22 protein-coding genes are annotated in these 19,101 nt (G+C 69.9%); 12 read left to right on the forward strand and 10 right to left on the reverse strand.

What is annotated here, in order from left to right; all coding sequences use genetic code 11:
• Positions 1-33: 33 nt before the first annotated feature.
• The 3 genes from ACFVJ5_RS19085 to ACFVJ5_RS19095 all read left to right on the forward strand — a co-directional run bounded on the left by ACFVJ5_RS19085 (position 34) and on the right by ACFVJ5_RS19095 (position 2,480).
• A complete protein-coding gene (locus ACFVJ5_RS19085; protein WP_378626573.1) occupies positions 34-486 on the forward strand; it encodes a helix-turn-helix domain-containing protein in 453 nt (150 codons plus the stop codon).
• Between the two features lie 195 nt (positions 487-681).
• Positions 682-1,506, forward strand: coding sequence for a phage shock protein PspA (gene pspA / locus ACFVJ5_RS19090; RefSeq protein ID WP_379221694.1), 825 nt, complete (start codon positions 682-684; stop codon positions 1,504-1,506).
• A 98-nt stretch (positions 1,507-1,604) separates the two neighbouring features.
• Entirely contained in the window at positions 1,605-2,480 is an 876-nt protein-coding gene (locus ACFVJ5_RS19095; protein ID WP_379221696.1) for a hypothetical protein, read from the forward strand.
• 72 nt (positions 2,481-2,552) lie between these two features.
• On the opposite strand, the gene ACFVJ5_RS19100 is transcribed toward ACFVJ5_RS19095, so the two are convergent.
• The 8 genes from ACFVJ5_RS19100 to ACFVJ5_RS19135 form a co-directional block, all read right to left on the reverse strand.
• The gene (locus ACFVJ5_RS19100; RefSeq protein WP_379221697.1) at positions 2,553-4,046 is read right to left on the reverse strand and encodes a carboxylesterase/lipase family protein; all 1,494 of its coding nucleotides are present in this window, start codon (positions 4,044-4,046) and stop codon (positions 2,553-2,555) included.
• Positions 4,047-4,114: 68 nt separating this feature from the next.
• A complete protein-coding gene (locus ACFVJ5_RS19105; protein ID WP_379221699.1) occupies positions 4,115-4,810 on the reverse strand; it encodes a maleylpyruvate isomerase family mycothiol-dependent enzyme in 696 nt (231 codons plus the stop codon).
• A 33-nt stretch (positions 4,811-4,843) separates the two neighbouring features.
• Positions 4,844-5,593, reverse strand: coding sequence for a GntR family transcriptional regulator (locus tag ACFVJ5_RS19110; RefSeq protein ID WP_379221701.1), 750 nt, complete (start codon positions 5,591-5,593; stop codon positions 4,844-4,846).
• A 19-nt stretch (positions 5,594-5,612) separates the two neighbouring features.
• On the reverse strand, positions 5,613-6,827 hold the full coding sequence (locus tag ACFVJ5_RS19115) for a M20 family metallopeptidase (protein WP_379221703.1): 1,215 nt from the start codon (positions 6,825-6,827) through the stop codon (positions 5,613-5,615).
• Positions 6,824-7,831, reverse strand: a complete 1,008-nt coding sequence (locus ACFVJ5_RS19120) for an asparaginase domain-containing protein (RefSeq protein WP_379221704.1) — start codon at positions 7,829-7,831, stop codon at positions 6,824-6,826. The genes ACFVJ5_RS19115 and ACFVJ5_RS19120 overlap by 4 nt, the downstream gene beginning before the upstream one ends.
• Positions 7,828-8,790 carry an ABC transporter substrate-binding protein gene (locus ACFVJ5_RS19125; protein ID WP_379221706.1) on the reverse strand — a complete coding sequence of 321 codons (963 nt, stop codon included), beginning with the start codon at positions 8,788-8,790 and terminating at the stop codon, positions 7,828-7,830. Before ACFVJ5_RS19125 ends, ACFVJ5_RS19120 begins: the two co-directional genes overlap by 4 nt.
• A 40-nt stretch (positions 8,791-8,830) precedes the next feature.
• Positions 8,831-9,604: an ABC transporter ATP-binding protein gene (locus ACFVJ5_RS19130; RefSeq protein ID WP_379221708.1), complete on the reverse strand. Its 774-nt coding sequence runs from the start codon at positions 9,602-9,604 to the stop codon at positions 8,831-8,833.
• Complete coding sequence (locus ACFVJ5_RS19135) at positions 9,601-10,443, reverse strand: ABC transporter permease (RefSeq protein WP_379221710.1); 843 nt, start codon at positions 10,441-10,443, stop codon at positions 9,601-9,603. The genes ACFVJ5_RS19130 and ACFVJ5_RS19135 overlap by 4 nt, the downstream gene beginning before the upstream one ends.
• Before the next feature lie 310 nt (positions 10,444-10,753).
• Here ACFVJ5_RS19135 and ACFVJ5_RS19140 point away from each other — a divergent pair, with 310 nt between their 5' ends.
• Complete coding sequence (locus ACFVJ5_RS19140; RefSeq protein ID WP_358072878.1) at positions 10,754-10,921, forward strand: hypothetical protein; 168 nt, start codon at positions 10,754-10,756, stop codon at positions 10,919-10,921.
• A gap of 23 nt (positions 10,922-10,944) precedes the next feature.
• Entirely contained in the window at positions 10,945-11,655 is a 711-nt protein-coding gene (locus ACFVJ5_RS19145) for a PIG-L deacetylase family protein (RefSeq protein ID WP_378626591.1), read from the forward strand.
• Between the two features lie 55 nt (positions 11,656-11,710).
• Here ACFVJ5_RS19145 and ACFVJ5_RS19150 read toward each other — a convergent pair whose 3' ends face one another.
• On the reverse strand, positions 11,711-12,268 hold the full coding sequence (locus tag ACFVJ5_RS19150; protein ID WP_379221711.1) for an HD domain-containing protein: 558 nt from the start codon (positions 12,266-12,268) through the stop codon (positions 11,711-11,713).
• A 119-nt stretch (positions 12,269-12,387) separates the two neighbouring features.
• Here ACFVJ5_RS19150 and ACFVJ5_RS19155 point away from each other — a divergent pair, with 119 nt between their 5' ends.
• The 3 genes from ACFVJ5_RS19155 (at position 12,388) to ACFVJ5_RS19165 (ending at position 15,071) form a co-directional block, all read left to right on the forward strand.
• Positions 12,388-13,539, forward strand: coding sequence for a glycosyltransferase (locus ACFVJ5_RS19155; protein WP_379221712.1), 1,152 nt, complete (start codon positions 12,388-12,390; stop codon positions 13,537-13,539).
• 112 nt (positions 13,540-13,651) lie between these two features.
• Positions 13,652-13,843, forward strand: a complete 192-nt coding sequence (locus tag ACFVJ5_RS19160) for a DUF3046 domain-containing protein (protein ID WP_062988054.1) — start codon at positions 13,652-13,654, stop codon at positions 13,841-13,843.
• A gap of 7 nt (positions 13,844-13,850) precedes the next feature.
• Positions 13,851-15,071: a phosphotransferase gene (locus tag ACFVJ5_RS19165; protein WP_379221713.1), complete on the forward strand. Its 1,221-nt coding sequence runs from the start codon at positions 13,851-13,853 to the stop codon at positions 15,069-15,071.
• Between the two features lie 11 nt (positions 15,072-15,082).
• Here ACFVJ5_RS19165 and ACFVJ5_RS19170 read toward each other — a convergent pair whose 3' ends face one another.
• Positions 15,083-15,598, reverse strand: a complete 516-nt coding sequence (locus ACFVJ5_RS19170; RefSeq protein ID WP_379221927.1) for a CGNR zinc finger domain-containing protein — start codon at positions 15,596-15,598, stop codon at positions 15,083-15,085.
• 129 nt (positions 15,599-15,727) lie between these two features.
• Between ACFVJ5_RS19170 and ACFVJ5_RS19175 the strand changes: the two genes are divergently transcribed.
• From ACFVJ5_RS19175 to recA, 4 genes are all read left to right on the forward strand, one after another.
• Positions 15,728-16,189 (forward strand): VOC family protein, encoded by a 462-nt coding sequence (locus ACFVJ5_RS19175; protein WP_379221714.1) that lies wholly within the window; start codon positions 15,728-15,730, stop codon positions 16,187-16,189.
• Positions 16,190-16,227: 38 nt separating this feature from the next.
• Complete coding sequence (locus ACFVJ5_RS19180) at positions 16,228-17,109, forward strand: pyridoxamine 5'-phosphate oxidase family protein (RefSeq protein WP_379221715.1); 882 nt, start codon at positions 16,228-16,230, stop codon at positions 17,107-17,109.
• 19 nt (positions 17,110-17,128) lie between these two features.
• Positions 17,129-17,578 carry a nuclear transport factor 2 family protein gene (locus ACFVJ5_RS19185; protein ID WP_379221716.1) on the forward strand — a complete coding sequence of 150 codons (450 nt, stop codon included), beginning with the start codon at positions 17,129-17,131 and terminating at the stop codon, positions 17,576-17,578.
• A 172-nt stretch (positions 17,579-17,750) separates the two neighbouring features.
• Entirely contained in the window at positions 17,751-18,788 is a 1,038-nt protein-coding gene (recA, locus tag ACFVJ5_RS19190; RefSeq protein WP_378626599.1) for a recombinase RecA, read from the forward strand.
• The last annotated feature ends 313 nt before the right edge of the window (positions 18,789-19,101 follow it).

The following is a 19,101-nucleotide window of genomic DNA, read 5'->3' on the forward strand; positions in this document are numbered from 1 at the left end:
CTACGGCGGTGACACGAGGTGGAGGAGAACGAGATGACGCTGCTGCGGGAGGCAATCGGGGACAGTCTGCGGCGTGCGCGTCTCGCCCAGCATCGAACGCTGCGCGAGGTGTCGACCTCGGCGCGCGTGAGCCTCGGCTATCTGTCGGAAGTGGAGCGCGGCCGCAAGGAAGCCTCCAGTGAACTGCTCGCCAGCATCTGCGAGGCACTCGACGTGCCGCTCTCGCGCGTGCTCTGGGACGTGAGCACCCTGATGGCGGGCGCCGACGGCTCCGCGCCACGCGAACCCGCGCTGACCGGCCCTGCCGCCGAGCGCGAGCCCGCCGAAGCCGAGCCCGCCACCCTGCCCGAACCCGCCGCGGGCGAGGCCTCCGCCTCCGCGAGCGCGGCGGCCGAGCAGGGCGCGCGCATCGGCATCGCCGAAGACACCCGCATCGTCATCCCGGCCCCGAGGGCCGAGATGCTGGTACTGGTGAAGGGAATGTGACGCGGCGAACCCTGCGCCCGGCGCGCGAGACGCTGCACACCGCTGGTGAGAACGGATAGATTCTCATCAGGCGTCGATCGGTCCGGTCATTCCGGTTCCGGTGCCGCATGGTGAAGGATAAGCACGTATCTGGTGCGTGACGGTCGCGTACCACCAGTCGCACGAGCGACGCACAGATGGAGGCGGGATCAATCGATGGCTAATCCGTTCGTGAAGGCCTGGAAGTACATGATGGCCCTCTTCGACTCCAAGATCGAAGAGCATGCGGATCCGAAGGTCCAGATTCAGCAGGCTATCGAGGAGGCGCAGCGTCAGCATCAGGCGCTGTCGCAGCAGGCGGCGTCGGTGATCGGTAACCAGCGTCAGCTGGAGATGAAGCTGAACCGCCAGCTCGACGAGGTCGAGAAGCTCAACGCCAACGCCCGTCAGGCCGTCACCCTGGCCGATCAGGCGCAGGCGGCGGGCGACACCGAGAAGGCGATCCAGTACACCAACGCCGCCGAGGCGTTCGCCGCCCAGCTGGTCACCGCCGAGCAGTCGGTGGAAGACCTCAAGGTGTTGCACGATCAGTCCCTGCAGGCCGCCGCACAGGCCAAGAAGGCGGTCGAGCAGAACGCGATGATGTTGCAGCAGAAGGTCGCCGAGCGCACCAAGCTGCTCAGCCAGCTCGAGCAGGCCAAGATGCAGGAGCAGGTCTCGGCCTCGCTGCAGCAGATGGATTCCACCCTGTCCGCGCCGGGCTCCACGCCCAGCCTGGACGCCGTGCGCGACAAGATCGAGCGCCGCTACGCCAACGCGCTCGGTTCGGCCGAGCTGGCGCAGAACACGGTGCAGGGTCGCATGATGGAGGTGCAGCAGGCCAGCGTCCAGATGGCCGGGCACAGCAAGCTCGAGCAGATCCGCGCCTCCATGCGTGGTGACGCGTTGCCCACCGGCAACAACAACTCGGCGATCAACCCGGCGCAGCCCCAGGCCGCACCGGCGCCGAACATCGACAAGGGCCAGGCGGCTCAGCAGTAGTACCTGATCCGGCGACGGCGCGGAAACCGGCGGCAACGCCCGGTGGCCGCGCCATCAACGGTGTGGCGTGACGACCGGCATACGGGGGAAGGACACCGATGAGCGGGAAAATGCGGCGCGACCGTGCCGAGATCGTGGATCCGGCAGCGATCGCGCAGGCCGCGACGGCAGGTTCGGTGCCCGCGACCCTGCGCGGGGTCGGTGAGCAGGCACTGGTCGCGGTGCGGCGCTGGGCCGACCCACGCGAGCGTGAGCTGCGCCGTCGGCGCCGGGTACGCAGGCGCAGTTTCCAGCTCGGTACCGCGTCCGGCATCACCACGGTCGGCGCGGTCGGCTTGGCCGTGATCTCCGCGCCCGCCTGGGCGGTCGTGGTGATCGGTGGTGGCGCCATCGCCTTCGTCACCGGTACCGCGCTCAGCGCCCGCCGCTATCTCGAGTTGCGCAACAAGCCCTTGCCCCAGGCGGCTTTCGTCGCCCGCAGATCACCCGGCCTGCGCTCGGCCGCGCGTGCCCCCATCCAGCGCCTGATCCGTGCGGAACGGGCCCTCTACGACCTCGGCGCCCAGATCGCGCGCACCCGCCGCCTGCCCGAAGACGAACTGCGCGACCTGCTCGAGACGGCCCGCTCCGGCGCGGCCGCCCTGCACGCGCTCGCCACCGACGTCGTCGCCATGGAACAGGCCGCCGACACCGTCGGTCGCGCCAACCCCGACACCGTCGCGGCACTGAAAACCACCGTCGTCGGTGTGCTCACCCGCCTGGAGACCGGCGTGGTCGAATACGAACAACTCGTCGCCGCCGCGGCCCGCATCCTCGCGGTCCCCGAGGACTCGGTCCTGGCGTACCAGTTCAACGGCATCGTCGCCGACCTGCGCGAAGCCGCCGACCGCCTCGACGGCTGGGCCCAGGCGCTCACCGAAATGGCCGACAAGGGCCCCGACTTGTTCGCCGGCGGAACGGATTCCGTCCGCTAGCACTCACCGTCGACCCGAGATTCGACAGCCACCTCGGCACGCTGGTCATGGACCGGCGTGCCGAGGTCGTCTTCAGACGGGGGTGAAGGCCTGGCGCAGGGCGGCGAGTTCGACGGCACGGGGATCGGTGACGGTGGTGGACTCGGGGGTGTCGAAGATGCGGACGTTCTTCTCGTCGGCGGTGAACGGGGCCCAGCCCGGGGTGCCGTTGGTGGCGAAAGCGACCCAGGCCGCATGGATCTCATCGGCCAGGGACTGCGGTGGGGTGGGGCCGGTGAGGGTGTGGGCCTCGTCGATGGTGTCGAAGACGAACGGGATTTCCAGGACGTGGCAGGCGCCGAGGCCGGGAAGGTCAGTGGGCCAGGCGAATTCGTAGACGTGGGTGGTGGCGGTGGTGGCGTTGGCCGCGGCGAGGTCGAAGGTGCTCGCGCGGAAGGTCAGGTCGGTCATGACGGCGTTGAAGATCTCGGCCGGGGTGGCGTCGGGGCGTTGGGTCGAATATGTCTGTGCGACAGCGGGATCGATGCCGTAGCGGGCGAGGAGGAAGGGGAGAGCGTCGGCGGTGATACCGGCGGCCAGGCCGGCGGGGACGGTGAAGAAGCGGAACTCGTCGGCGGTGGTGCCCGCGATGAGGGGGACCGCGCGGTCGGGGTGGGCGGACAGCACCTCGGCGGGCGGACCTTCGACGATCTCGTCGTCTATCACGGGGAACAGGCTCATGATGCCGCCGCCCATCGCGATCACCGATCGACCCCATCGCTGCGGGTCGGGATCGGTCATCAGGGCCAGCGCGACCGCGTTCTGCGCGGCGATCAGCTCGGTCGGCCCCAACGTGCCGAAATCTCGCGCGGTAGGCGAGATTCCGAGTTCCGCGGCCAACGCGGCCGATACCTTGCGCGCGTCCTGCGGATCGGCGGCGACGGCGCCGTTGCCGCTCTGCATGATCGCCCGGCCGAACAATCCGGCCGTGCCGGGCGCGGCGATCAAGGCCGCCACGCTCATCGCTCCCGCGGACTCACCGAAAATCGTCACATTGCCGGGGTCGCCACCGAACGCGGCGATGTTCTCGCGCACCCACCGCAGCGCGAAGATCTGGTCGTGCAGACCACGATTCGACGGTGCGCCCTCGAGCTCGGCGAATCCCGACACCCCGAGGCGGTAGTTGACCCCGACCATCACGACACCGTCGCGGGCGAACGCGGTCCCGTCGTAGATCGGCTTCGCATTGCACCCGCGGGTGAACGCGCCGCCGTGAATCCACACCAGCACCGGCAGACCCGTGGCGCCCGGATCCGGCGTCCACACATTCACGTTGAGATAGTCGTCGCCGGGAATGCCGTCGCTGCCGATCAGCGCGTCGGCATAGGCGGGGTACGGCGGTTGTGCGCAGGTGGCGCCCATCTGGGTGGCCGCCCGCACGCCGTCCCAGGCCGGTGCGGGTTCGGGCAGCTGGAAACGTTTCGGCCCGACCGGGGCCGCCGCGTACGGCACTCCGAGAAAGCGGGTGATCCCGGCCTCGGTGTGGCCGCGGATCGCGCCGCTCGTGGTCGTGACGATGGGTTCCATGGAAAGTCCTCCTACGCGCGGTGAGCCCCGATTATGGGCGCTTGTCCGGTTCGCCGTCAGTCGTTTGCTTACGGAACGAGCGGTCCGGCCAGCACTCGCTCACCCGCCGCGCGGTCGCCGTCCCAGGCGAACTCCGGGGCGTCGCCGGATTTGCGCGCCCACAGGGCCAGCAGCAGGTCCGATGCGGTACCCGCCAGCTCGGCCACCGACTCGCCCGGGCCGTAGGTCCAGCTGCCGCCGGTATCGGTGGCCCGCAGCCGCAGCGCTACCTCGGGTTCGACCGCCAGACCGCGGTGGATCATCCGGGGCGCGAACAGTTCGAAGACCTCATCGATGCCGTCGACAGCGAGATCGGGGTCGAACGGGTCGGCCTTGCCGAGCGCGTTCTGACCGTCCCACAGGTGCATCAGCGTCTCGTGGGCACGGCGCCGCCGCCAGAAACCGACGGTGCGCGGCATCGACCGGGTGAAGGTCCAGGCCTCCTGGTTCTCGTCGGCGGACAGCGAGGTCACCATGGCGTCGGCGGTCGACTCGTACCACTCGCGCAGGGCGGCGAGATCTCGCGGCGCGGGCTCGCCCTCGAAATCTCCGCGCAGCTCGGCCACCGCGGTGACCACCCACAGATTGCCGCGCCCGACATGGTCGACGAGGTCGTAGAACGCCCAGTCGCCGCAGGACGGCACCGGCGCGGCGAGATCGGTGTCGGGAGTGATGAGCTCACCGAAGGCGGTGAGCTTCGCACAGAGCAACGCCAAGTAGTCCATGCCGATCACGGTAGCCGGGCGCTACGCGCGCCGTCAGGTCGCGGGCGCGGACATGCGCAGGGTGATCCGGTCACCGCGCATCCGGACGAATTCCAGGCAGGCCGGTGCACCGTCGCTGAGGCGCGTCGCGCGCTGCAGGACGAGCAGCGCGCTGCCCGGCGTCACGCCGAGTAGCGCGGCGCAGTGTTCGTCGGCGTTGACCGCGTCGAGGTTGATCGACACCGTGGTGAGGCGGTCGTCGGCCGCGCGCTCGATCAGCGCGAAGAGGTCCTCGGTTTCCAGATCGGCCTGCAGGAGCGCGGTGCCGATGTCGAGTGGCAGGTAGGTGAGATCCAGGGAGATCGGTTCCCCGTCGACCCGGCGCAGGCGTTCGATGTAGCAGACGTGCGCGCCCGGCTCGAGTCCCAGCGCGGCCGCGACCGCGGTCGGCGGACGCACCTGGCCCGCGGTGCGGACTTCGTTGACGACGGTCCCGTGCCCCCGCAGCGAGGCGGCCAGACCCCGGGTGGCGGCGATGGTGTGTTCGAGCTTGGGCCGCCGCACCACCGTGCCGACGCCGGGCAACCGGTCGACCAGTCCTTCGCGCCGCAGGATTTCGAGCGCCTCGCGAATGCTGTTGCGCGACACACTGAATTCGCGCTGCAGGACTGCCTCGGCGGGCAACTTGGCCGCGACGGCACCCTGGGCGATCTGCTGACGCAGCACGTCGGCGACCTGCCTGGCCCGATCCGAGCGCGACCGCCGCCCGGGGTGCGCGCGGATCGGGTCGGGCCGGTGTGTCACGCGCCGAGCATAACCAGCGTCATCCGGGCTGCCGCAGATACCGGCCGACGGCGGCGGCGAGCGCTTCGGCGGCGAACTCCATCGTGGTGATGCCGATGCTCTCGTCGTAGACCGCCCAGCCGTCGTCGCCCGGGCCGAAGGTCACCGCGGGGATGCCCGCGTGCCGGAATCGGATGGTGTCGCAGTAGGCGGGTTTGGTGTAGGTGCGGGCTGGTCCGCCGCCTGCGTCGTGATAGCCCGCCCTGAGCGCGGCGACGATCGGTTCGTCGACATCGAGGGGCTCGGTGCCGGGAACGAAGGTCGGTCCCGGCGCGTAGGTGACGTGGACCGCGGTGCCCGCCGTCGGGTGGGCGCGGGCGATGTCGTCGATCCGCTGTAGCAAGTCGGCGCGGTTCACCTCGGGCCCGAGCCCGACGACGGCGATCCGGGCCGACGCGGTGAGCGGGGTGAACTGCGCCATTCCCGCCTCGCCCGCGTCGAGCCCGACCACACTGTGTCCCCAGCCCTCGGGGAGTGCGCTCAGGCCCGCGAGCACCGTGAGCAGCGCGTGGGCGGCGTTGATTCCGGTATCGGGTCGCCAGATGTGGCTGGAGCGGCCGCGCACCTCGATGTCGATCAGCGCGTGCCCGGTGTGCTGGGTGGCGATCGCGACGCCGGTCCCCGACTCGTCGGTCCAGGCGGTGGGCTCCACGGTGATGCTCGCGTCCGCGCGCAGCCCGTGCTGGTCGAGCAGGTACAGCGCGCCTTCGACGCCGTTGCGTTCCTCGTCGACGGTCAGTGCCACCACGAGGGTGCCCGTCTCGGGCGGTTCGGCGCAGACCCGGGCGACCGCGCTGAGCAGGGTGGCGAGGTTGCCCCGGGTGTCGGAGGTACCACGTGCGTAGACCCGGCCGTCCGCGACCACCGCGCGGAAGGGGTTGTCGCACTTGGTCCATCGGCTCGGTGGACCGGAGGGGTAGGTGTCGAGGTGATCGTTGAGCAGCAGAGTGGGTCCTGGCCCGAATACCTTGGTGGTGAGCAGATTCGCGCGCGTCGGGGTTCGGCCCACGAGCCGGGTGTCGAAGCCCAGTTCGGCGAGCAGCGGCGCGATCTCCTGCGCGGCCCTGGTCTCCTCGGGTGGTCGGGCAGGCCCGTCGAGACTGTTCTCGCACCAGGGCTGCCCGGCGGGGACCAGCAGCTCGACGAGTTCGGTGAGGCTCAGGGCGGCCAGGCGGGGGGTGTGCACGATGGTCACGTCAGCGACTCCAGATGGTGGATGAGGGTGGACCGCACCGCGTTCCCGGTCAATCCACGGGACACGGCGACGGTGAGGAAGACCCGCACCTGGTGCGGGGTGATGCGATCGGCGAGCACGACGCCCGCCTCGACGAGTCGCCCGCCGCCGCCGCGATAGCCGTAGACCGCGGCGGTGCGGCTGTCGGCGGCACGGGTGGCGACCACGACGAGGGTGCCCGCAGCGGCCAGTTCGATCGCTGTGGAGGCGAGTGCGGGCGGCAGATTCCCGGCCCCGTTGCCCGCGATCACCACCGCGTCGGCGTCCACCGCGACCGCCCGGAGCGCGATGTCGTCGGCGCCCAGCGCCGCCCCCACCAGTGGAACCCGGGCGATGCGAGCGCCCGGCGGCCCCAGCACCGTTGCCGGAGCGGGCGCCGGCTGCTCGGCCGTGACGACCGCGCTCTCGATCGTGGCCGACGCCGATCGAGCGGTGGGGCCTTTCACCTGACCGAGGGCTGGTCGGCCGGGGGTGGCGAACGCGTCGAGGCCGATGCCTGCCACCTTCTGGACGCCGCGGCCGAGCCAGATCGCCCCGGCGAACGCGACCACCGGTTCGGTCGACACCGGTGTGACGACGGCGGCGAGAGCGGCCCGCAGATTCGCGGCGGCATCGGAACCGGGTTCGCCGCCGGGTTCCATCGAGCCGGTCACCACCACGGGCACCGTCCACGGTCCGGTGTAGGTGAGCCAGGCGGCCACCTCCTCGATGGAGTCGGTGCCGGTGGTGACGATCAGCCCGGTGCTGCCACGGTTCTGCGCGGCCGTCATGGCGGTGTGCAGGTCACGGAGGTGTTCGAAGTCCACTTCGGAGCCGCCGACCCGGGCCACCTCGACGGCGTCGAGGACCGGATCGCCGCCGAGTAGTCCGGCGACGTTGACGGCATCGAGGGTGGGGACGGCGAGACCGTCGGCCAGCCGCATGCTGATGGTGCCGCCGAGAGCGAACAGCGTGGGGGCGCTCATGACCGCGGCAGGGCGCTCGCGTCGAGCAGGCGCGGGTAGTCGGCGGCGGGGACGGCCGGATCGAGATAGTTCTTCGAGCGTGCCCACCGGGCGAGCGTGTCTAGATCGCCTGCCAGCTCCGGGCGCAGTTGCAGCGTGAAATCGAACTCGCGCAACACCTTCTCGACCAGGGTGGGCGCGAGTTTCGTCGCGTCGGCGACCGCCGCGACGGCGGCCGCGTCGTGCTCGGCGAGCGCGGCGCCCGCCTCGGCGATGGCGTCGAAGAACTTGCGGAACGTCGCGGCCTTCTGCTGGGCGACGCCGGCCTGCGCCAGGTACAGGCTGTGCTGGCGGTAGGGGTCGGTGGTGACGTCCAGCTCCACCGCGTCGGCGCCGAGCACTTCGATGGCCTGGGTCTGGTAGGGCTGGAAGATCGAGACGGCGTCCACGTCACCCTTGCCGATCGCGGTGGTGATCGTCGCGGGCGCCACCTGGACCAGTTCGGCCTCCACTCCGGCGCCTGCCAGCGCCTTCGCCGCGAAATAGGCGGCACTGGTGCCCAGCGGCGTGCCGATCTTCTTGCCCGCCAACTGGTTCAGGCTCTCGATGCCGCGCCGGGCGACGATCCGCGACCCCGTCCAGCGTGACCCGTCGGCCACCACCCGCAGATCGCCGGACTTGGCCAGCGCGCTCGCGGTCGGGACATCGGCGGCGGTGGTGATGTCGACCTGACCGCCCTGCAACGCCTGCAGGGCCTGCACACCGGTCGAGAAGTTCACCACCCGCACGGTGACCCCGTGCCGGGTGAAGCTGCCGCCCTGCTGGGCGACGGGGATCTGCGCCCACGACGGGTCGACGACGAAACCGACGGTGAGCGTGTCGGTTCCGGTGGCGGCATCGCCCGCGCACCCGGCCAGTGACAGCGCGGTGGTGGCGGCGACGAGCAGGGCCGCGCAGGCTCTGCGCAGTGATCCGGACATGGGTGACCTCCGAGAGTGGTTCGGTACGAACAGAAGTGGTTCAGTGCGAGAGGAGATCGTCTGCGTCGACCCGTAGTTCGGCGTGCAGACGGCGACGGAGCGCGCTGTATCCCGGCAACTCGGCGAGCCGGTCGGCGGGGCGCGGACGGGGTAGCGGGTTGTCGAATCGGGCCCGGATGGTGCCCGCGCCGAGGACGACGAAATGGTCGGCCAGCCGGATCGCCTCGTCCACGTCGTGCGTCACGAACAGCACCGTGCGGCCCGAACTCGCCCACAGCTCGGTCACCAGATCCTGCATGTGCAACCGGGTTTGGGCGTCCAGCGCGGCGAAGGGTTCGTCCATCAACATCACCTCCGGGTCGCCGGCGAGCATCCGGGCGACACCGACACGCTGGCGCATACCGCCGGACAGCTCGTGCGGTCTGCGGGTGGCGACGTCGGCGGGCAGGTGTACCGCGGCGAGCAGTTCCGCGATCCGTGCGGGCCGTGCCCGCCGCGGCATACCCGCGGCGCCGAGGACGAAGTCCAGGTTGGCGCGCACGCTGCTCCAGGGGAACAGCACGTCACGCTGGAACACGACACCGCGTCGCGGCGCCGGTCCGGTGATCGGCACCCCGTTCTCGGTGACCACACCGGAGTCGGGTCGGCGCAGGCCGGCGAAGCAGTCGAGCAGGGTCGATTTGCCGCAGCCGGACGGCCCGACGAGCACGGTGCACGAGCCGGCCGCGACGGTGAGCGACAGATCGTCGAGAACGGGAGTATCACGGCGGGCGAATCCGACGGTGACGCCGCGCGCGGTCAGGGTGGCACTCATCGTTCTTCCTTGTCCCAGCCGATGAACGGGGCCGCTGCCCGCGCCACCAGCTGATCGCACAGCACCCCGAGAACTCCCAGCACCAGCAGGCAGAACAGCATGCGATCGACTTGCGAGAACAGTTGCGCCTGGGCGATGCGATAACCCAGTCCCTCGGTGGTACCCGCCATTTCCGCGACCACGATCAACACGAATGCGGTGGCGGTACCGACCCGCAATCCGGTGACGATATCGGGAAATGCCTCGGGTAGCACCACCCGAATCAGCGTGCGCCAACGGGAAGCGCCCGCGCAGCGCGCGACTTTCAGGAAATCGGCGGGTGTGGCCGAAAGTCCGGAATGGGTGTTGATCCATACCGGGACGAACACACCGAGCGCGATCACGAACTGTTTACTGCCTTCGCCGAGCCCGAACCACAGAATGGCAAGGGGGACCAGCGCGACCGTCGGCACCGGCGCGAACAACCGCAGCACCGGCTGCACGACCAAGCGGCCCACCCTGGTGGTGGCGGTGAGCGCGCCCACCGGGATCGCGACCAGCACACCCGCCGCGAAACCCCGGACCACCCGGTCGAGGCTGGCCAGTGAATCCGCGCGCAGGGTTCCGTCGCGCCACATCGCGGCGCCGGCCGAGGCGATCTCGTCGAGGCCGGGAAACAATACCGCCGGGAAAATTCCCCACCTTTCGATCGCGGTCCAGATCAGGGCCACGGCGAGAATGCCGATTCCCGCGGTGAGCGTCCGTGCCAAGGGAACGGAAATCGCGGTGAGTGCGCGGCGCCGCGGTGATTCCGCCGTTGATATTCCCGGGGCGGGTATTTCGAGGGTTTCCGTTGTCACGGGCTGTCCCACCTTTCCTGCGTCAGGAATGTTATAGAGCGGCGGTATTACGCCGAGGTGTCCGTGAACAGGTCCGGCGTGCTACGCCACCTGCGCACCCGGGAACCGGCCGATGGCGGGCGCGCGAGGGCACGGATACGCCACCGGATTCACCGTGATCCGAACGTCGTACCGCTGCGCCCGCGATCTCGGGGTGAACCCTGATCTACACCCGGATATCGGTGCTGACCTGGTGATCTATTGCTCGCCGGGTGGGAGGATCGAAGGTGTCGGATCGCTGGACGGCGGTCGCAGAGGTGAAGGAGTCGTCATGGTCTTGAAAGTCATCGGCATCGTCGTGGTCGCGGTGATCGCGTTCTGGATTCTCGGCGCGCTGATCGAGGCGCTGATGCCCATCCTGGTGATCGGGGCGATCGGCACCGGCGTGTATCTGCTGTACAAGGCGGTGTCGGGGAGCGACAAGACCCCGATCAGTTAGTCGGCTGTGGTTAGCATGGCGGGGTGGAACAGGTACCCGAGGACTGGCAGCGCGGTCTGGTGATCGTGGCGCACCCCGACGACATCGAATACGGCGCCGCGGCGGCGGTCGCGCGATGGACGGGGCAGGGCAAGGACATTCGCTACCTGCTCGTCACGCGCGGCGAGGCGGGGATCGCCGGGATGCCGCCCGCGCAGGCCGCGCCGTTGCGGGAGATCGAGGAGATCTCGGGCGCCCGTGAGGTCGGCGTGCACACCGTCGAATTCCTCGACCATCCCGACGGCCGCATCGAGGAAGGTCTTCCCCTGCGAAGGGAACTCGCCGCCGCGCTGCGCAGGCATCGCCCGGAGATGGTGGTGCTGTTCAACTTCGGCGACACCTGGGCGCCCGGAGTGGTCAACAGTGCCGATCACCGGGCTGTCGGCCGTTCGGCGATGGACGCGATCTCCGACGCGGGCAACGAGTGGATCTTCCCCGAAATCGCTGATCTACCACCGTGGTCGGCGCGCTGGGCCGCCGTCGTCGGTCCCGTGGCCACCCACGCCGTCGACGTGAGCGCTCAGCTGGAGCAGGCGCGCGCGTCGTTGTCGGCGCATCGGCGTTATCTGCAGGTACTGAGCCCGGTGCCGGTGGAGGAGCAGGTGCGCGAGATCGTCAGCTTCGCCACGGGTCCCAAGGAAGGGTTCCCCGCCGAACACGCTGTCGGGTTCGAACTGTTCACCTTCGGCGGCTGATCGGCGACCCACGCTCGATGATGGTGCGGTGCAAGGGCAAGGGGTGTCGTCGGCATCAGCGCCGTCGGGCCGCGACGCGCTCGACAAGCGGGCGCCAGTCCTGAAGCGGCGCGACCCGTAGGCCGACCACCTTGCCCGCGTCGTCAGCCCTTCGCAGCGCCAGGGCCGCGGCGAAGTCGGGGTCCGCGCGGAACGAATCGGTCTCGGCGGGCGTCATCGGACCGCCCTGCGCGATGAGCGTGCGTCGACTCGAGGCCGACAACCCGGCCGCGTGTGCTGAATCCGTCGCCACCAGAAAGCGTTTCGCGGTCACGTGGAGTTCGATCAGACGCGCAACCCGGGGGCCGAGCAGCGCACGCACCGCCTCGGCGCCGTGCCGGCCGTGGCCCGCGTCGTCACCGGGGAACAGGACGTGGCCGATGTCGTGCAGCAGACCCGCGACCTGGAGTTCTTCGTCATCGGGGAAGTCGCGGCGAAGCAACTGCGCGCACTGGCGATCGTGATCGAGGATGTCGACCGGGTCGCCGGTGCGGTCCTCGGTGTCCCAGGCGTCGGCGCACCGCCGCAGCAGCGCGAACAGGTCGTCGACGGTGTCGATACTGGGGTGTCGCACGTGCTCGCTCCTGCCGGTGTCACTCGAACGTATCGCTCTCGCGGCGGTCAAGGTAGCGCAGAAATCGTGGTTCGGTTGTCCGAGGTGGGCGGCGCCTCGAGGTATGGCAGGGTGGGCGGATGCGAATAGCCGTGGTGGCCGGGCCCGATCCAGGGCATGCGTTTCCCGCGATCGCGTTGTGTCTGCGATTGCTGGCCGCGGGGGACGAACCCGTGTTGTTCACCGGGCCGAGATGGCTGGATCAGGCACGCTCGGCGGGGATCAGCGTGCGCAAGCTCCGGGGTCTCGCGCCGCGCCCCACCGACGACGACACCGACGCGGGCGCCCGGATCCACGACCGTGCCGCCCACATCGCCACCGAGAACCTGCCCGAACTGAGCGCGATGCTGCCCGACCTGGTCGTCTCCGACGTTCTCACCGCGGGCGGCGGGATGGCGGCCGAGCGGCTGGGGCTGCCGTGGGTCGAGTTGTCACCGCACCCGCTGTACCTGCCGTCGAAAGCCCTGCCGCCCATCGGTAGTGGCCTGGCGCCGGGGGAGGGCGTGCGTGGCCGGATGCGCGACGGTGTCCTGCGCACGATGACCGCGCGCGCGGTCCGCAACGGGCACCGCCAGCGTTCGGCGGCCCGCGAAACCATCGGCCTGCCCGCCGAGGACCCCGGTCCCGCCGCGCGCCTGGTCGCCACCCTGCCCGCGCTGGAGATGGACCGCCCGGACTGGCCTGCCGACACCCACGTCGTCGGACCGCTGCTGTGGGAACCGACCGACGCCGTGCTCCCGCTGCCCCCCGGCGCTGCCCCGCTGGTGATGGTGGCGCCGTCGACCGCGCACACCGGCGTCGCCGACATGGCCGACATCGTCCTGTCCGGCCTGGCCGGACTCGGTGTGCGCGCGGCCATCTCGACCCTGGACACCCCGCCGGCCGACCTGCCGGAGTGGGCCACCGCCGGCCTCGGCCGCCAGGACGAACTGCTCACCCACGCCGCGGTCGTCGTCGGCGGCGGCGGGCACGGCCTGCTCGCCAAATCCCTGTCCGCGGGCGTGCCGGTGGTGACTGTCCCCGGCGGCGGTGACCAGTGGGAGCTCGCCAATCGCGCGGTACGGCAGGGCAGTTCGGTACTGGTGCGCCCGCTCACACCCGAGGCGGTCGGCGCCGCGGTGCGACAGGTGCTCGACGATCCCACCTATGCCGAGGCAGCTCGCCACGCCGCCGCCGGTCTGGCGGAGGTCGAGGACCCGGTCCAGATCTGCCACGACGCCGCGAAGGGGTAGCGACCCGTCGGGCGTTGTCCGGGTAGGCCGCTCGGGGGCCCGTCGTGGGTGCCGGGAGGTCGGCTGAGCGGGGCCCTGTCGGCGGTCGCCCGGCGCGAGTATCTTGGGCAACGTGCGATTGACCGAATTCCAGGAGCTGATGCACACCGAGTTCGGCGTGGCGCGCGCCGACGCCATGCTGACCGATCACGTGATACCCCAGCTGGGGCGCACGGGGGCGGTGGCGATCGACAACGGCGTCGACCCACGTGACGTGTGGCGGGCGCTGTGTGCCGACTTCGACGTACCCCCGAATCGGTGGTGACCAGGCCATGGCCGTGACAGCGCAGAACTCGGACACGCGACCGTATCGGTTCGACGAGCGGCTGCGGATGATCCCGGTCGACGCCGAGACGCTCGCGGCCAGGGTCGCCCTCGCCGACCCGCACGATTTTCCCGGCCTGCGCAGGCTCGGCATCGCGCTGATGCTGCTCGGGCGCTACGACGAGGCCCTGGACCGGCTCGATCAGGCCCTCGAGCTGGCCGACACCGAGCGGCGCCGGGTCACCGTCTGGATCAACCTGGCCGATGTCTACCGGTATCACGGCGAGCCGGGGCACGCCGAGATCCTCTACCGCCGGGCGCTGCACGCCAGCCGCGCGCTCGACCCCGAACTCGTCTCCTTCGCCGCCCACCACCTGGGTAAGTCGCTGGCCGAACAGCACCGTCCGCTGGAGGCGCGCGAGCTGCTCAACGAGGCCATGCGCCTGCGGGTGGCCGACGGTGATTCCGAACTCATCGAGTCCACCCGCGCGGCCCTCGACCATCTCGACGAGCTGGCCCTGCCGCTGCCGCCGGTGATCGAGGAACTGCTCGGGCCGGTGCCGGAGTGGTCCGACGATCACGAGGGCTGTGACGGGAACCTGGTGCGGTCGGGTGAGTACTGGATCAAACGTGGTCCGCGGGCGGTGGCCGAACACGCCCGGCTGACCTGGTTGCGCGACAACGGGATCGCGGTGCCGGAGGTGGTCGCGTTCGCCGAGGACGTTCTCGTTCTCGCCGACGCGGGTGGATCGCTTGCCGGACAGACCGATCCGGCCGAAGTCGGTGCGCAGATGGGCCGCGCCCTGCGGTCGTTGCACGAGCTCCCGGTGCCGAACTGCCCCTTCGAAGCTGGTCTGGACGGCGCCCTCGCGCGCGCCCACCGCCATGTGGTCGAGGGTTTCGTCGACACCACCGATTTCGACGACGATCATCGCGACCTCTCACCTGCCGCGATACTCGAGCGTCTGCGGGAGCGGCGCCCGGCCACCGAGGATCTGGTCGTCACCCACGGCGACTTCACGCCGGGCAATGTGCTCACCGGCGGCCTGCTCATCGATGTGGCGACGATGGGCACCGGCGACCGCTATCGCGATCTGGCGCCGGCCGAGCGCGACCTGGCCGGGGACTTCGGCGTCGCGGCGGTCACGGCGTTCTACGCCGCCTACGGCCTGACCGAACCCGATCGCGCCAAGCTCGACTACTACCGGCTGCTCGACGAGCTGTTCTGAGGAGGCGCTGCTCAGCTGGTCTTGGCGTAGTGGCGCGCGGCCTTGGTGCGGTTGCCGCAGGTCGCCATCGAATGCCAGCGGCGGGTGCCGTTCTTGGACGTGTCATAGAAGAACAACACACAGTCGGGATGGGCGCATTGGCGGATCCGCTGTGGTGCCTGCGCGATCAAGTGCAGCAGGTTGTCGGCGGCGAGCCAGCCGGGTAGCCACGCCGGGTCGTCGACCTCGGGGATGTCACGCGGGCCCTGGTCGGTCAGCTCGCGCCGGATTCGGCCGTGGTCGAGGACCTTGTTCAGTGCGGTGTGGTCGGCGCGAGTGACGGCGTCGTGGACGGCTGCGCGTGCGGTGTGCAGCGCGGTGAGTGAGTGGTCGTCGGCGGGTACGCGGTCGGCGAGCCCGATGAGCTCCAGCCAGGTGCGCAGCCCGTCGAGATCGGCGAGCAGATCGCCGGGTTCGGCGCCGGCCCACCGGGTGTTGAGCAGGTCGAGAGCAGGGGGTTCGCCGGTGTGCGGACGGGGATCGCGCATGCCCGAGGTTATCAACACGACCCTCCTAACTGTCTAAAAATGTTTCAAGGGTTGACGAAGTGGGTGAGCTCATTCTATGTTCTAACTGTTGAACAATAAATAGACAGTTAGCTATTCCGGGAGGAACCCATGACCACCGTCGCCGCACCCGTGCTCACCACCGGTCACATCGGACTCAACGTCGCCGACCTCGATCGTTCCGTCGACTTCTACCGCCGTGGCCTCGGCTTCGAACAGCTCGGCACCGGCGCCGACGGCGAGCGACGCTGGGCCTTCCTCGGTCGGGGCGGTGCGCTGGTGCTCACGCTGTGGCAGCAGAGCAGCGGCGAATTCTCCACCAGCACACCGGGCCTGCATCACCTGTCGTTCCAGGTCGACGATGTCGACACGGTGCGCGTCGTCGAGTCGGCGCTGCGCGCGGTCGATGCCGAGTTCTTCCACGATGGGGTGGTCGCCCACGGTGAGGGGGCGTCCTCCGGCGGCATCTTCTTCGCCGATCCCGATGGCATTCGGCTCGAGGTGTTCGCGCCGCTGGGCGCCGACACCGCTCCTGCACCGGCCGGACCCGCCCCGACGTGCGGATTCTTCTGACCCGCCGCCAATTCACGTCGTAGGCAGGGAGGGCGAGGATGTTTCACTCCGGAGAGCTGGCCGTGCAGCAGCGCATGGGGCAGGCCGAGGCGGCCGCTCGCGTCGGGCGTTCGATCCGAACCGGGATTCCGGCGGTCGCCGCGTCCTTCCTGGCCGAGCAGTCGATGGTGGTGCTCGGCGCCGCCGATCCGGCGGGGCGGCTGTGGGCGAGTCCGCTCACCGGTCCCGCCGGGTTCGTGCACGCGATCGACGACGCGACCATCGACATCGACACACTGCCCGAGACGGCTGATCCGCTCTCGGTGGCGCTGGCGGGTGACGTCGAAGTCGGGCTGATCGCCCTGCAGCCGCAGCGCCGCAGGCGGATGCGCGTCAACGGCACCTCGGTTGTGCGCGACGGGGGAATGCGGATCACCACCGAGCAGGTCTACGCGAACTGTCCGAAGTACATCTCGCGCAGGCAGATTCGGGAGGTGTCGGCCGCCGGGGAGCCCGGCGCGGTGTGGCGCGGTACGGCGCTCACGCCCGTCGCGGTCGAGATGGTGGAGGCCGCCGACACCTTCTTCGTCGCCACCGCTGACGGCGACGGGCACGCCGATGCCTCGCACCGCGGCGGCAATCCCGGTTTCCTGCGGGTACTTTCGCCGACCCGGTTGCGCTGGCCGGACTATCGCGGCAACTCGATGTTCATGACGCTGGGCAACCTCGCCGTGCAACCGCGCTGCGGGTTGCTCGTCGCCGACTGGTCGACCGGCGCGCTGCTCCAGCTCACCGGTCGCGCCGAATTAGTCTGGGACAGCACGGCATTCACCACCGGCGCGCAGTGCGCCGTCGACTTCACCGTCGAGGAGGCGATCGAACGGCCCGGTGCGCTCGCTGTGCGCTGGGGGCCGCCCGAGCTCTCCCCGAACAACCCCTGATCACACCGAAAGGCCTTCCATGCGTCCACCGTTGCCACCCTTCGATCTCGACTCCGCGCGCGCGAAGGTGCTCGCCGCCGAAAATGCCTGGAACACCAGGGATCCCGAACGCGTCGCCGCCGCGTACACCGAGGATTCGGTATGGCGCAACCGCGACGAGTTCTTCACCGGTCACGCCGCGATCGTCGACTTCCTGACCCGCAAATGGTCGGCCGAGAACGGCTACGCGCTGCGCAAGGATCTGTGGGCTTTCCACGACAACCGCATCGCCGTGCGCTTCCAGTACGAATGGCACGACGCATCGGGGCAGTGGTGGCGCAGCTACGGCAACGAGCAGTGGGAGTTCGCGCCGGACGGGCGGATGGCACGGCGTGAGGCCAGCATCAACGACGTGCGCATCGAACAGTCGCAGCGGCGGATCTTCGGGCCACGCGCCGAGGGTGACGACTCGGTGCTGCCGCAGCGCTGACGACCGGTTTCGCTCCCGGATTGCTGGTCGGAGCGGCTGCTTCGCGTGTTGCCGGGCGCGTCGCTTGACTCGAATGGGTGTTCGACTAACCTGGGCGCCAGAACTTGTCGGTGCCGGCCTCTACTGTGGGCGCCAACCAGAGAGACACTCACCTCGAGAAGGGGCACACATCATGGCACCGCAGGCCTACGATCGCGACAAAGCGCTGGAACTGGCACTGGCGCAGGTGGAGAAGAGCTTCGGTAAGGGCGCGGTCATGCGGCTGGGCGAGGAGACCCGCCAGCCGATCGCGGTCATCCCGACCGGCTCCATCGCGCTCGACGTCGCGCTCGGTATCGGCGGGTTGCCGCGCGGTCGCGTCGTGGAGATCTACGGCCCGGAATCCTCGGGTAAGACCACCGTCGCGCTGCACGCCGTCGCCAACGCCCAGGCCGCGGGCGGTGTCGCCGCCTTCATCGACGCCGAGCACGCCCTGGACCCCGACTACGCCCGCAAGCTGGGCGTCGACACCGACGCGCTGCTGGTCTCCCAGCCGGATACCGGTGAGCAGGCCCTGGAGATCGCCGACATGCTGGTGCGCTCCGGCGCCATCGACATCCTCGTCATCGACTCCGTCGCCGCCCTGGTGCCGCGCGCGGAAATCGAAGGCGAGATGGGCGACAGCCACGTCGGCCTGCAGGCCCGCCTCATGAGCCAGGCGCTGCGCAAGATGACCGGTGCGCTCAGCAACTCCGGCACCACCGCCATCTTCATCAACCAGCTGCGCGAGAAGATCGGCGTCATGTTCGGCTCCCCGGAGACCACCACCGGTGGTAAGGCGCTGAAGTTCTACGCCTCGGTCCGCCTGGATGTGCGCCGCATCGAGACCCTCAAGGACGGCAGCGACGCGGTCGGCAACCGTACCCGCGTGAAGGTCGTCAAGAACAAGGTCGCCCCGCCGTTCAAGCAGGCCGAGTTCGACATCCTCTACGGCCACGGCATCTCCAAGGAGGGCTCGCTCATCGACATGGGTGTCGAGCACGGCTTCATCCGCAAGTCCGGCTCCTGGTACACCTACGAAGGCGACCAGCTGGGTCAGGGCAAGGAGAACGCCCGCAAGTTCCTGCTGGAGAACACCGACGTGCGCGACGAGGTCGAGAAGAAGATCAAGGAGAAGCTGGGCATCGGCGCCGTCCTGACCGCCGAGGCCGACGCGCCCGCCGACTTCTGAGTCGATGACCACGCCGAGCCCCGGCGGCCACCGCGATTCGGCCGACCCGGTCGAACAGATGCGCAGGCAGCTGGCTCGCCTCGGAATCGAGGTCGAGCCGGAACCGGTCATACCGCCCGCGGTAGGGCGCGGCAGGGGCACGGCCGATGGACTCGTCCGGTCGGCTCGTGACACACGAGCCGATCCGGACGCGGAGAGGATTCGGTCGGGTGCGGGCGATCCGCAGCGCGCGCACCCGACCGGATTCACCGATGGTGACAAACCACCGCATTCCGCTGCGCGGGTTGGTGATGATCATGAAGAGTGGGGGAGC

It is taken from the genome of Nocardia sp. NPDC127606 (assembly GCF_042671725.1).
Taxonomy (GTDB): domain Bacteria; phylum Actinomycetota; class Actinomycetes; order Mycobacteriales; family Mycobacteriaceae; genus Nocardia.

Excerpts from the sequence above, each read along its gene's own strand:
- ACFVJ5_RS19085 (WP_378626573.1), top strand. The coding sequence starts at position 34 with ATGACGCTGCTGCGGGAGGCAATCGGGGACAGTCTGCGGCGTGCGCGT.
- pspA (WP_379221694.1), top strand. The coding sequence starts at position 682 with ATGGCTAATCCGTTCGTGAAGGCCTGGAAGTACATGATGGCCCTCTTC.
- ACFVJ5_RS19095 (WP_379221696.1), top strand. The coding sequence starts at position 1,605 with ATGAGCGGGAAAATGCGGCGCGACCGTGCCGAGATCGTGGATCCGGCA.
- ACFVJ5_RS19100 (WP_379221697.1), bottom strand. The coding sequence starts at position 4,046 with ATGGAACCCATCGTCACGACCACGAGCGGCGCGATCCGCGGCCACACC.
- ACFVJ5_RS19105 (WP_379221699.1), bottom strand. The coding sequence starts at position 4,810 with ATGGACTACTTGGCGTTGCTCTGTGCGAAGCTCACCGCCTTCGGTGAG.
- ACFVJ5_RS19120 (WP_379221704.1), bottom strand. The coding sequence starts at position 7,831 with ATGAGCGCCCCCACGCTGTTCGCTCTCGGCGGCACCATCAGCATGCGG.
- ACFVJ5_RS19125 (WP_379221706.1), bottom strand. The coding sequence starts at position 8,790 with ATGTCCGGATCACTGCGCAGAGCCTGCGCGGCCCTGCTCGTCGCCGCC.
- ACFVJ5_RS19130 (WP_379221708.1), bottom strand. The coding sequence starts at position 9,604 with ATGAGTGCCACCCTGACCGCGCGCGGCGTCACCGTCGGATTCGCCCGC.
- ACFVJ5_RS19140 (WP_358072878.1), top strand. The coding sequence starts at position 10,754 with ATGGTCTTGAAAGTCATCGGCATCGTCGTGGTCGCGGTGATCGCGTTC.
- ACFVJ5_RS19155 (WP_379221712.1), top strand. The coding sequence starts at position 12,388 with ATGCGAATAGCCGTGGTGGCCGGGCCCGATCCAGGGCATGCGTTTCCC.
- ACFVJ5_RS19165 (WP_379221713.1), top strand. The coding sequence starts at position 13,851 with ATGGCCGTGACAGCGCAGAACTCGGACACGCGACCGTATCGGTTCGAC.
- ACFVJ5_RS19170 (WP_379221927.1), bottom strand. The coding sequence starts at position 15,598 with ATGCGCGATCCCCGTCCGCACACCGGCGAACCCCCTGCTCTCGACCTG.
- ACFVJ5_RS19175 (WP_379221714.1), top strand. The coding sequence starts at position 15,728 with ATGACCACCGTCGCCGCACCCGTGCTCACCACCGGTCACATCGGACTC.
- ACFVJ5_RS19180 (WP_379221715.1), top strand. The coding sequence starts at position 16,228 with ATGTTTCACTCCGGAGAGCTGGCCGTGCAGCAGCGCATGGGGCAGGCC.
- ACFVJ5_RS19185 (WP_379221716.1), top strand. The coding sequence starts at position 17,129 with ATGCGTCCACCGTTGCCACCCTTCGATCTCGACTCCGCGCGCGCGAAG.
- recA (WP_378626599.1), top strand. The coding sequence starts at position 17,751 with ATGGCACCGCAGGCCTACGATCGCGACAAAGCGCTGGAACTGGCACTG.